We start from the raw sequence: 12,199 nt of genomic DNA on the forward strand, positions 1-12,199 counted from the left end.
CCAAACCCCCTAATTCCATTTTGGAACCAGGAGTTGCAATGATGAAAGTTATGCGCCCCACCAAGCTGATGGCCGCCGCTGCGGTGGCCTTCGGTGTGCTCACTTCGCCGTTGGCGTTTGCCGCCAAGGACGTGACGTTTGCCGTCTCCATCGCACTGGAAACGCTTGACCCGTACAACACCAACAGCACCCTGAACCAGGCGGCCGGCAAGGCCTACTACGAAGGCCTGTTCGAATTCGACAAGGACCTGAAGGTCCAGAAGGTCCTGGCGACCGACTACACCGTCAGCGAAGACGGCCTGGTCTACACGTTCAAGCTGCGCCCCGGCGTGAAGTTCCACGACGGCACTGACTTCAACGCCGAAGCGGTCAAGATCAACTTCGATCGCCCGGCCAACCCGGAAAACCGCCTGTCGCGCTACATCCAGTTCAGCGTCATCGAAAAGATCGACGTGGTGGATCCGCTGACCGTCAAGATCACGCTGAAGAAGCCGTTCTCGGCCTTCATCAACGCGCTGGCCCACCCGGCCGCCATGATGATCTCGCCGGCCGCCCTGGCCAAGTACGGCAAGGAAATCGGTTTCCACCCGGTGGGCACCGGCCCGTTCGAATTCGTCGAATGGAAGCCGGCTGAATACCTGAAGGTCAAGAAGTTCGACGGCTACTGGAAGAAGGGCTATCCGAAGGTCGATACGCTGACCTTCCGTACCGTGACGGACAACAACACCCGCGCCGCCGTGGTGCAGACGGGCGAAGCGCAGTTCGCATTCCCGGTGCCGTTCGAACAGGCCGCCGTGCTCTCGAAGAACGACAAGCTGGACGTGGTCGATCACAAGAACTCGATCATGGCCCGCTATCTGTCGATGAACACGCAGCAAAAGCCGTTCGACAACGTCAAGGTGCGTGAGGCGATCAACTACGCCATCAACAAGGAAGCCCTGGCCAAGGTCGCTTTCTCGGGCTACGCCACCATCGTCGACGGCGTCGTGCCGACCGGCGTGGACTTCGCGCACAAGACCGGCCCGTGGCCGTACGACATCAAGAAGGCCAAGGCCCTGCTGGCTGAAGCCGGCTACCCCAACGGCTTCGAAAGCCAGCTGTGGTCCGCCTATAACGACGGCACCTCGGTGAAGGTGGTGCAGTTCCTGCAGCAGCAACTGGCGCAAGTTGGCATCAAGGTGTCGGTGGAAGTGCTGGAATCGGGTCAGCGCGTGCAGCGCGTCCAACAGGTGCAGAAGCCTGAAGACGCCAAGGTCCGCATGTACTACGCCGGCTGGTCGTCCTCGACCGGTGAAGCCGACTGGGGCCTGCGTCCGCTCCTGACCACCGCCGCGTTCCCGCCGGTGCTGAACAACGTGTCGTACTACTCGAACAAGTCGGTGGACGACGGCATCCAGGAAGCCCTGGCCACGACCGATCGCGCCAAGAAGACGGAAATCTACAAGAACGTTCAGGAAACCATCTGGAAGGACGCCCCGTGGGCCTTCCTGGTGACCCAGAACAACCTGTACGTGAAGTCGAAGAACCTGTCGGGTGTGTACGTGGAACCGGACACCTCGTTCTGGTTCGGCGACATCGAACTGAAGCAGTAAACCTAGCAGTCACTCTCGGGGCCTTCGGGCCCTTGTAAGGCCACATACGGCGGGGACGCGGTGTCCCCGCCGATGTTGCAGGAATTTCAATGCTGACCTACATCGTCAAACGTCTTTTGGGCATGATCCCCACGCTGCTGCTGGTAGCCGTGGTCGTGTTCCTGTTTGTGCACATGCTTCCGGGCGACCCGGCGCGACTGGCTGCGGGCCAGGAGGCCGACCAGCAAACGGTTGAGCTGGTGCGCAAGGAACTTGGGCTGGATCTGCCCCTGCCGCAGCAGTTCGTGCGCTATTTCAGCCATATGCTGCAAGGCGACCTGGGTACCTCGCTGCGTACCAAGCGCCCCGTCTCGACCGAGATTTCCGACCGCTTCATGCCCACCCTGTGGCTGACGATGGCCAGCATGGCGTGGTCAGTGACCTTCGGCATGATCATCGGGATCGTGTCGGCCGTCTGGCGCAACCGTTGGCCCGACCGCCTTGGCATGACGCTGGCGGTGTCAGGCATCTCTTTCCCCGCGTTCGCGCTGGGCATGATGCTGATGCAGGTGTTCTCCGTGAACCTGGGCTGGTTGCCGACCGTCGGCGCCTCAAGCTGGAAACACTACATCCTTCCGTCCCTCACGCTGGGCGCCGCGGTGGCCGCCGTGATGGCGCGCTTCACGCGAGCCTCGTTCGTGGAAGTCATCCAGGAAGACTTCGTGCGGACCGCCCGCGCCAAGGGCCTGACCGAACGCCGCGTCGTGATCAAGCACGCGCTGCGCAACGCGCTGATTCCCGTCGTGACCATGATGGGCTTGCAGTTCGGCTTCCTGCTGGGCGGCTCGATCGTGGTCGAGACGGTGTTCAACTGGCCCGGCCTTGGCCGTCTGCTGGTCGACGCCGTGACCCAGCGCGACTATCCGGTGATCCAGGGCCTGGTGCTGCTGTTCTCGCTGGAATTCATCCTGATCAACCTGATTGTCGACGTGCTCTATGGCGTCATCAATCCCAGCATCCGTTACAAGTGAGGCGGCCATGAGCAATACGACACCCGCCACGACCATCGCCGCTGTTCCCAAGAACGACGTGCGCACGCCCGCCACCGAGTTTTGGCGCAAATTCAAGAAACAGAAGCTGGGCGTGGGCGCCGGCATCTTCGTCCTGCTGCTGGTCGTGGTCGCGGTCTTCGCGCCGTGGATCGTGCCGTTCGACGCCGAGAACTTCTTCGACTACGACGCGCTGAACGCCGGCCCGTCGCTGACCCACTGGCTGGGCGTGGATTCGCTGGGCCGCGACATCTTCAGCCGCATCGTCATGGGCGCGCGGATCTCGCTGGCGGCGGGCTTTTTGTCGGTCGCCATGGGCGCCATCGTCGGCACCTTCATGGGCCTGATGGCCGGCTACTACGAAGGCTGGTGGGAACGCATCACGATGCGCATCTCGGACGTGCTGCTGGCCTTCCCCGGCATGCTGCTGGCCATCGGCGTGGTCGCCATCCTGGGCTCCAGCATGGTCAACGTGATCGTGGCCGTGGCCGTGTTCAGCGTGCCGGCGTTCGCCCGCCTGGTGCGCGGCAATACGCTGTCGATCAAGCAGATGACGTATGTCGAAGCGGTCAAGAGCGTGGGCGCGTCCGACTGGACCATCATCATGCGCCACATCCTGCCCGGCACGATCTCGCCGATCGTGGTGTACGGCACGATGCGTATCGGCACGTCGATCATCACCGCGGCCAGCCTGTCCTTCCTGGGCATGGGCGCATCGCCTCCCACGCCGGAGTGGGGCGCGATGCTGAACGAGGCGCGCGCCGACATGGTGATCGCCCCGCATGTGGCGATCTTCCCGGCGCTGGCGATTTTCCTGACGGTGCTGGCCTTCAACCTGCTGGGCGACGGCCTGCGCGACGCGCTCGACCCCAAGATCGACCGCAAGTAAATGAGTGCCTCGCCGCGCCGCGCCGCCCCTTTCGGGGGCAGCTATCCCGAAAGGGGGCGGCGTCAGGCGGCAGGCTCTTCTCGCCGCCGTCCTCGTTTGGATCATGCGCCCCGTTGGGTGCGCATGAGTCGAACGAAGGGCGGCGGCGTTTTGCATTAAGGAGCGTGGCGACACGCGGCAACCATGGATAAACAAGCGCACGAATTTCCCCGCATCGGCGTGCTGCCGTCGGGCCCGCTGGATACGATCTGCGACGTGGGCGATGTCACGGTCGGGCACTGCACGCTGGCCGATGGCCCCCTGCAGACCGGCGTGACCGTGGTGCGGCCGCACGGCGGCGACCCCTATCTGGACAAGGTGCCCGCCGCCGCGACCATCCTGAACGGCTTCGGCAAAAGTACAGGCCTGGTCCAGGTGCAGGAACTAGGCGTGCTGGAAACGCCCATCGCGTTGACCAACACCTTTGGCGTGGGCACCGTCGCCAACGCGCAGATCCGCCAGGCGGTGGCGGCCAACCCCGGCATTGGCCGTGGCATGGCGACCGTGAACCCGCTCGTCTTTGAATGCAATGACGGCTATTTGAATGACATCCAGGCGCTGGCGGTGCAGGAATCGCACTATGCCGAGGCTTGCGCCAACGCTGCCAAGCCGTTCGCGCAAGGCGCCGTCGGCGCGGGGCGTGGCATGTCGTGCTTTTCCTTCAAGGGCGGCATCGGCTCGGCGTCCCGCGTGGCCGCCATCCGGCCCGGCCTGCGCTACACCGTAGGGGCGCTTGTGCTTTCCAACTTCGGTCGCTTGCCCAACCTGACCGTGGCGGGCAGGCCGTTCGGCCGCCGGCTGGCGGACCAGCTGGATCGTGGTCTGGCGCAGCAAGGCGAGAACGCGGTGATCGTGCCGGAGAAGGGCTCCATCATCTTGCTGCTGGCCACCGACGCGCCGCTGGATGCGCGCCAACTGCGCCGGCTGTCCTTACGCGCCGGCGCCGGCCTGGCGCGCACCGGCTCGGTGTTCGGCCATGGCAGCGGCGACATCGCGCTGGCGTTTTCCACCGCCTATACGATCCCGCAACTGGCCGAGCAGCCGATGCCGGCCGTCGCCATGCTGCATGAAACCCGCATCGACCCCTTGTTCGAAGCGGCCGCCGAGGCCTGCGAACAAGCCATCATTTCCGCGCTCTGGCATGCCGACGGCGTGACCGGGCGCGACGGCCATCACCGCGCCGCCATCCGCGACGCGGCGCCCCAGTGGCGCCAGTGGCTGTCCGACACCGCATTCTGAATCCCCTGAGGGCTGATCCCATGAAGATCCTGATTTCCACCGATATCGAAGGCGTCGCCGGCGTCTTCCATGCTGAACAAGTCCGCGCCGGCAATGGCGAATACGAGCGCGCCCGCGCCTGGATGACCGCCGAGGCCAATGCGGCCGTGCAAGGCGCGATCGCCGGCGGCGCCGAAGAGATCCTGGTCAACGATTCGCACGGGGGCTTTCGCAACCTGCTGCCCGACGGCCTGGACGAACGCGCCCGCCTGGTGCTGGGCAAGCCGCGCTACCTGGGCATGATGGGCGGGCTTGAAGAAGGCTGCGATGCCGTCTTCATGATCGGCTACCACTCGCGCTCGCAAGGTCGCGGCATCCTGGCCCACACGATCAACAGCTTCGCGTTCTCGCGCGTGTTCATCAACGGGATGGAACTGGGCGAAGCCGGCCTGTACGGCGCGCTGGCCGGCGAGATGGGCGTGCCCGTCATCCTGGGCACGGGCGACGACGTCTTCATTTCAGAAACCCGCGACACCTTCCCCGGCGCCGAATGGGTGCAGACCAAAGTGGCGCATGGGCAGGGCAGCGGCATCACCCTGTCCCCCGCCGCTTCCCGCCGCGCCATCGCCGCTGCGGCCGAAACTGCCGTGCGCAACCTGAAGAAGCAGGCTCCCGTTCCTTTCCGCATTCCCGCCCCTATAGAATGCCGGTTGCAGACGCAGAGCGCGGCGCTCGCCGACCTGTTCTGCATGTGGCCCACGCTGGAACGCGTGGACGGCGTCACCTTGCGATTCACCACGGATAGCATGCAGGCCGCCGTCCGTACGCTGAACAGCCTGGCCGCCATGTCTTTCATGTTGCGCTAAGGATCCCATCCCCCATGTCTAGCACCGACGCCCGTATCGCCCAATTGCGGCAGGCCATGAGCCGCCGCGGCCTGTCCGCCTATATCGTCCCGTCTTCGGACCCGCACCTGTCCGAGTACCTGCCGGCGCGCTGGCAAGGGCGGCGCTGGCTCTCGGGCTTTACAGGGTCGGTGGGCACCCTCGTCGTCACGGCGGATTTCGCCGGTCTGTGGGTGGACAGCCGCTACTGGGTGCAGGCCGAGGCGCAACTGGCCGGCACGGGCGTGCAGCTGATGAAGATCGCCCTGGCCTCGACCCCCGGGCACGTGGACTGGCTGGCCGCCAACACGCGGGCGGGAGACGTCATCGGCGTGGACGGCCAGGTGCTGGGCCTGGGCGCCTTCCGCGCGCTGTCGGTGGCCGCGGCCACCTCCGGCGCCACGCTGGAGATCCGTGCGGACCTGTTGGACGAGGTCTGGACGGACCGCGCCGGCCTGCCGGACGCCAAGATCTATGAGCACGTGGCGCCCGAGGCCTGCGTAAGCCGTGCCGACAAACTGGCGCAGGTGCGCGAGGGCATGCGCGCGCATGGCGCCGACGTGCATTTCATCTGTACCGTGGACGACATCGCCTGGCTGCTGAATCTGCGCGGCGCCGATGTGGACTACAACCCCGTTTTCGTCGGCCATGCGCTGATCGGTCTGGACCACGCCACGCTGTTCGTGGCCGACGGCAAGGTCGACGACGCGTTGCGCGCCACGCTGGCCGCCGACGGCGTTGAAGTGGCGGGCTATGCCCAGGCTGCCGACGCCTTGGCCTCGCTGGAACTGGACCAGAAGTTGCTGATCGACCCGGCGCGCGTGACGTGCGGCGTGTTCCACGCCATGGACCCGGCCGTGCCGCGCATCGAGGCGATCAACCCGTCCACATTGTTGAAGTCCCGCAAGACCGACGCCGAGCTGGCCCATGTGCGCCAGGCGATGGCGCAGGACGGCGCGGCGCTCTGCGAATTCTTCGCCTGGTTCGAAGGCGCGCTGGGCAAGGAAACCATCACCGAACTGACGATCGACGAGCAGATCACCGCCGCCCGCGCGCGCCGGCCGGCCTATGTCTGCCCCAGCTTCGCCACCATCGCCGGCTTCAACGCCAACGGCGCCATGCCGCATTACCGCGCTACGCCGGAATCGCACGCCACCATTGAGGGCGACGGCCTGTTGCTGATCGATTCGGGCGGGCAGTACCTGGGCGGCACCACCGACATCACCCGCGTGGTCGCGGTGGGCACGCCCAGCGCCGACCAGAAGGTGGACTTCACGCTGGTGCTCAAGGGCATGATCGCGCTGTCGCGCGCTTCTTTCCCGCGCGGCACCCCGTCGCCCATGCTGGATGCCATCGCGCGCGCGCCCATCTGGGAAGGCGGTGCGGAGTACGGCCATGGCACCGGCCACGGCGTGGGTTACTTCCTGAACGTGCATGAAGGCCCGCAGGTCATTTCGTACCGCGCCATGCCGGGCCCGCACACGGCGATGGAGCCGGGCATGATCACGTCGAACGAACCGGGCATCTATCGCCCGGGCCGTTGGGGCGTGCGCATCGAGAACCTGGTGGCCAACCGCAGTTGGCTTACGTCCGAACTGGGCGAATTCCTGTGCTTCGAAACGCTGACGCTGTGCCCGATCGACACCCGCTGCATCGAGGCGTCGCTGATGCGCGCCGACGAGACCGCCTGGCTGAACGACTATCACAAGACGGTGTTCGAGCGCCTGTCGCCGCTGGTCGAAGGCGAGGCGCTGGCCTGGCTGACGCGCCGTACCGCAGCGATCTGACCTTCGGGGCGAGTCCGTGAAAAAGGCCGTGGGCGTAGCGCCCGCGGCCTTTTTCCTTGTGCGGCCCTTTGGCGCGGACGGGCGTCAGGCTTCCGACGCGGCCCTTGCGCGCGGGTAGAAAAGGAGCCTGCCGATCAGGCAGCCCAAGGCCAGCAGCACGGCGTAGGCCACGAACGCCACCACAGGCGACATAGGCGATAGCGCCGCGCGGATCAATTGGTCCCAGGTCATCGCTCGGACCATCAGGAATCCCACGCCGACGCCCAGTGCCTGGGCCAGCCAGAACGCGAGCGTGCCGTGGGCCACCGCCCGGCCCAGCCGCGCCGCGCCGATGGCGCGCGGCAGGAGGTTCCGGCAGAGCAACGCGCACAGCGCCAGCAGGATCACCGGCAGCGCCAGGTAGCCCAGCAAGTATTCCGTCCAGCCCGCGCTCAGGGAGTGCATCTGCAAGAAGCCGCCCAGCGAGATCGAGACGCTCAGTTGCCAGATCAGCACGGTCAGCCCGGCGATCCAGGCCGCCTGGCGCCGCTCGTACGCGGGGCCGCCGGCCGGGCCGGCAGGCTGCACGGTCCAGGCGGCAATGCGCACGACGACGCAGATGCCGATCATCTCCAGCACGATGGTCACGACCCGCACGATGATGCCCAGCGCCAGGAACTGGCCGACGATGCCGACGCCGAACCGGGCTTCCAGCATGTCTCGGTTGTTCATGACGAAGCCCATGAGCGCGCTATGCAGGAATGCCATGCCGGCGGCCACGGCCAGCGTGTAGACCAGCATCAGGGCGATGAAGGTGCCGAATAGCTTGCGGGGCTCGTCCACGGCCGTCGTGTTGTTGCGCTCGAGCCAACGGCGCATGGCGCCCCAGGTGGTCAGCCCGGCGATCGCCGCTGCCGCGGCGATATGCGCCAGGAGCGGGGCCAGGAACTGGGGCTCGGTGTGCATCTCCCGCATTTGCAGGGACTGCGGCAGGCCGAACATCGTGTAGGTCTGGACCACGGCGGCATACGCCAGGCGCAGGAAGACGGCGGTCAGCGCCAGTCGCCACGCGAGCGAGGTAGGGGATCGGGCGGGATCGGTCATCGGGAAAGGGCGGGAATTGTTGAGAAAAAACAGCAGTCGAAAAATTAGGGATCGAACATAGCACGACGCTATCCCGCGCCATGCAACGCGTTGGCCGGCGACGCGTTTCGAGTGCTGCCAAATGTTACGCGTCATCGCTAGGGGAAAACCCAAATAACCTTCGCCTCCCGGCTATAATCCAAATTTCCCGCACGCGCCCGCTCGTCCCGGGTGCTCATTACGATGACCAAATACGTATTTGTCACCGGCGGAGTGGTGTCTTCCCTGGGCAAGGGCATCGCCGCTGCGTCGCTCGCCGCCATCCTCGAGTCGCGTGGTCTGCAGGTCACCATGCTGAAGCTCGACCCGTACATCAACGTCGATCCGGGCACGATGAGCCCCTTCCAGCACGGTGAAGTGTTCGTCACGGAAGACGGCGCCGAAACCGATCTGGACCTGGGCCACTACGAGCGCTTCATCTCCGCCCGCATGCACAAGGTGAACAACTTCACCACGGGCCAGATCTACGAATCGGTGTTGCGCAAAGAGCGCCGTGGCGACTACCTGGGCAAGACTGTCCAGGTGATTCCGCATATCACCAACGAAATCCAGGACTTCATCGCCCGTGGCGCCGAAGCCGGCTGGAACGGCAACACGGACGTCGCCATCGTCGAGATCGGCGGCACGGTGGGCGACATCGAGTCCCTGCCTTTCCTGGAAGCCGCTCGCCAGATGAGCCTGCGCATGGGCCGCAACAATGCCGCCTTCGTGCATCTGACGCTGGTGCCCTTCATCGCCTCCGCCGGCGAACTGAAGACCAAGCCCACGCAGCACTCGGTGCAGAAGCTGCGCGAAATCGGCATCTACCCGAACGCGCTGCTGTGCCGCGCCGACCGTCCCATCCCGGACGACGAGCGCGCCAAGATCTCGATGTTCTCGAACGTGCCCCTGGACGCGGTGATTTCCGTCTGGGACGCCGATTCCATCTACAAGATCCCGGCCATGCTGCATAAGCAAGGCGTGGACAACATCGTCTGCGAAGCGCTGGGCCTGACCCCGCCGCCGGCCGATCTGTCCATGTGGGACAATCTGGTCGAAGCGCTGGAGCATCCGCAGCACCAGTTGACGATCGGCATGGTCGGCAAGTACGTCGACCTGACCGAGTCGTACAAGTCGCTGACGGAAGCGCTGGTCCACGCCGGCATCCACACGCGCTCGAAGATCAACATCGAGTACATCGACTCGGAAGACATCGAAACCCGCGGCACCGACCAACTCAAGCACCTGGACGCCATTCTGGTTCCGGGCGGCTTTGGCAAGCGCGGCACCGAAGGCAAGATCGCCGCCATCCGCTACGCCCGTGAAAACGGCGTGCCGTACCTGGGCATCTGCTTAGGGATGCAGCTGGCCGTCATCGAGTTCGCGCGCCACGTCGCCGGCCTGGGCGGCGCCAACAGCACGGAATTCGATCCGTCGGCGCCTCATCCCGTGGTGGCCCTCATCACCGAATGGATGGACCGCGAAGGCAAGGTCGAAAAGCGCGACAACACGTCCGACCTGGGTGGCACCATGCGCAAGGGCGCGCAACGCGTGCCGATCAAGCCCGGCACCCGCGCGCAGACCATCTATGGCGACGAAGTGAACGAGCGTCACCGTCACCGCTACGAGGTCAACAACGTCTACGTGCCGCGCCTGGAAGAGGCCGGCATGGTGATCAGCGCCCGCACGCCGTCGGAAAACCTGCCGGAAATGATGGAATTGCCCGACCACCCGTGGTTCGTGGGCGTGCAGTTCCACCCGGAGTTCACCTCCACGCCGCGTGACGGCCACCCGCTGTTCTCCAGCTATATCCGCGCCGCCATCGAGCAGAAGGCTCGACGCGGCCAGGGGGCCTGATGCGCGTCCGCGGTCTCGAGTTCCGCATGCGGATCCTCGGGGCCGCGGGCCCGTCCCCCAGCGTCGGCCTGTACGGCGGCGCTGCTTTCGGATACAACCAATTAGCAACGGATATGCGTCGCCGTGCCGCTTTCAGCGACACTGGCGGCGTTGCCGTATCTGGCGTCAGCTATCCGCTGTAGATACCCACCAACGCAACTGTCCTGAAGGAACCCCATGAGTGCTTACCTCATCGCCGACGTCACGGTGACCAAGCCCGCGCAGTACGAGGATTACAAGCGTCTGTCCACGCTCGCCATGCGCGCGTACGATGCGAAGATCCTGGTGCGCGGCGGAGAGTCCAAGCACCTTGAGGGCCGTGAGCCTGGCCGCACCGTCGTCATGGAATTCCCGTCCATGGCCGCCGCCCAGGCCTTCTACGACTCCTGGCAGTACCGTGCCCGCAACGCCCGTGAGGGCGCGGCCGTCATGAATATGTTTATCGTTCAGGGAATGTAAAGTCATGAGTGCAATCGTCGATATCATCGGCCGCGAGATTCTGGATTCGCGCGGCAACCCCACCGTGGAATGTGATGTGCTGCTGGAATCCGGCGCCATGGGCCGCGCGGCCGTGCCGTCCGGCGCCTCCACGGGCGCCCGCGAAGCCATCGAGCTGCGCGATGGCGACAAGAGCCGTTATCTGGGCAAGGGCGTGCTGCGCGCCGTTGAAAACCTGAATACGGAAATCTCCGAAGCCCTGATGGGCCTGGACGCCCAGGAACAGACCTTCGTCGATCGCACGCTGATCGAGCTGGATGGCACCGAGTCCAAGGAACGCCTGGGCGCCAACGCGATTCTGGCCGCCAGCATGGCAGTGGCCCGCGCCGCCGCCGACGAATCGGGTCTGTCCCTGTACCGCTATTTCGGCGGCAGCGGCCCCATGAGCATGCCCGTGCCGATGATGAACGTCATCAACGGCGGCGCGCACGCCAACAACACGCTGGATCTGCAAGAACTGATGATCCTGCCGGTGGGCGCAGGCAGCTTCCGCGAAGCCCTGCGCTGGGGCGCCGAAGTCTTCCACATGCTGAAAAAGCTGATCCACGGCCAGGGCATGTCCACGGCCGTCGGCGACGAGGGCGGTTTTGCGCCCAACGTGCCCAGCCATGAAGCCGCCATCCAGCTGATCCTGAAGGCCATCACCGAAGCCGGCTACGAGCCGGGCACGCAGATCGCCCTGGGTCTGGATTGCGCCAGCTCGGAGTTCTACCGCGACGGCAAGTACACGCTGGCCGGCGAAGGCGGCATCTCGCTGTCCTCGCAGGAATTCACCAACCTGCTGGCCACCTGGTGCGACAAGTACCCGATCATCTCCATCGAAGACGGCATGGCCGAAAACGATTGGGACGGCTGGAAGCTCCTGACCGACCAGTTGGGCAAGAAGGTGCAACTGGTGGGCGACGACCTGTTCGTCACCAACACCAAGATCCTGCGCGAAGGCATCCAGAAGGGCGTCGCCAACTCGATCCTGATCAAGATCAACCAGATCGGCACGCTGACCGAAACCTTCGCCGCCATCGAAATGGCCAAGCGCGCCGGCTACACCGCCGTCGTGTCGCACCGTTCGGGCGAAACCGAAGACTCGACCATCGCCGATATCGCCGTGGCAACCAACGCGATGCAGATCAAGACGGGTTCGCTGTCCCGTTCGGATCGCATGGCCAAGTACAACCAGCTCTTGCGTATCGAGGAAGAGCTGGCTGAAGTGGCGTCGTATCCTGGCCTGGAAGCTTTCTACAACCTGCGTTGATGGGAAGCGCGGCAG

At 65.1% G+C, this 12,199-nt stretch carries 10 protein-coding genes; 9 read left to right on the plus strand and 1 reads right to left on the minus strand.

The genetic code is table 11. The features are described 5' to 3' along the window. Positions 1-38 precede the first annotated feature (38 nt). From gsiB to CEY09_RS06710, 6 genes are all read left to right on the plus strand, one after another. Positions 39-1,592 (plus strand): glutathione ABC transporter substrate-binding protein GsiB, encoded by a 1,554-nt coding sequence (gene gsiB, locus CEY09_RS06685; protein WP_088588006.1) that lies wholly within the window; start codon positions 39-41, stop codon positions 1,590-1,592. Positions 1,593-1,681: 89 nt separating this feature from the next. After that, on the plus strand, positions 1,682-2,602 hold the full coding sequence (gene gsiC, locus CEY09_RS06690; RefSeq protein WP_006223880.1) for a glutathione ABC transporter permease GsiC: 921 nt from the start codon (positions 1,682-1,684) through the stop codon (positions 2,600-2,602). A 7-nt stretch (positions 2,603-2,609) separates the two neighbouring features. Further along, on the plus strand, positions 2,610-3,509 hold the full coding sequence (gene gsiD, locus CEY09_RS06695; protein WP_006223881.1) for a glutathione ABC transporter permease GsiD: 900 nt from the start codon (positions 2,610-2,612) through the stop codon (positions 3,507-3,509). 183 nt (positions 3,510-3,692) lie between these two features. Beyond that, positions 3,693-4,787 (plus strand): DmpA family aminopeptidase, encoded by a 1,095-nt coding sequence (locus CEY09_RS06700; RefSeq protein ID WP_088588007.1) that lies wholly within the window; start codon positions 3,693-3,695, stop codon positions 4,785-4,787. A 20-nt stretch (positions 4,788-4,807) separates the two neighbouring features. Continuing rightward, positions 4,808-5,632, plus strand: a complete 825-nt coding sequence (locus CEY09_RS06705) for a M55 family metallopeptidase (RefSeq protein WP_006223883.1) — start codon at positions 4,808-4,810, stop codon at positions 5,630-5,632. Positions 5,633-5,646: 14 nt separating this feature from the next. After that, the gene (locus tag CEY09_RS06710) at positions 5,647-7,437 is read left to right on the plus strand and encodes an aminopeptidase P family protein (protein ID WP_088588008.1); all 1,791 of its coding nucleotides are present in this window, start codon (positions 5,647-5,649) and stop codon (positions 7,435-7,437) included. Positions 7,438-7,521: 84 nt separating this feature from the next. Here the strand turns inward: CEY09_RS06710 and CEY09_RS06715 are convergent, their stop codons facing one another. Continuing rightward, positions 7,522-8,520 (minus strand): hypothetical protein, encoded by a 999-nt coding sequence (locus tag CEY09_RS06715; RefSeq protein WP_088588009.1) that lies wholly within the window; start codon positions 8,518-8,520, stop codon positions 7,522-7,524. 222 nt (positions 8,521-8,742) lie between these two features. On the opposite strand from CEY09_RS06715, the gene CEY09_RS06720 reads away from it, so the two are divergent. From CEY09_RS06720 to eno, 3 genes are all read left to right on the plus strand, one after another. After that, positions 8,743-10,395 (plus strand): CTP synthase, encoded by a 1,653-nt coding sequence (locus CEY09_RS06720; protein ID WP_088588010.1) that lies wholly within the window; start codon positions 8,743-8,745, stop codon positions 10,393-10,395. Positions 10,396-10,611: 216 nt separating this feature from the next. Next, complete coding sequence (locus CEY09_RS06730; protein ID WP_088588012.1) at positions 10,612-10,893, plus strand: DUF1330 domain-containing protein; 282 nt, start codon at positions 10,612-10,614, stop codon at positions 10,891-10,893. Positions 10,894-10,897: 4 nt separating this feature from the next. After that, a complete protein-coding gene (gene eno, locus CEY09_RS06735) occupies positions 10,898-12,184 on the plus strand; it encodes a phosphopyruvate hydratase (protein ID WP_006218107.1) in 1,287 nt (428 codons plus the stop codon). Positions 12,185-12,199: the final 15 nt, after the last annotated feature.

This window comes from Achromobacter marplatensis, from assembly GCF_002209535.1.
Lineage (GTDB): Bacteria > Pseudomonadota > Gammaproteobacteria > Burkholderiales > Burkholderiaceae_B > Achromobacter > Achromobacter marplatensis.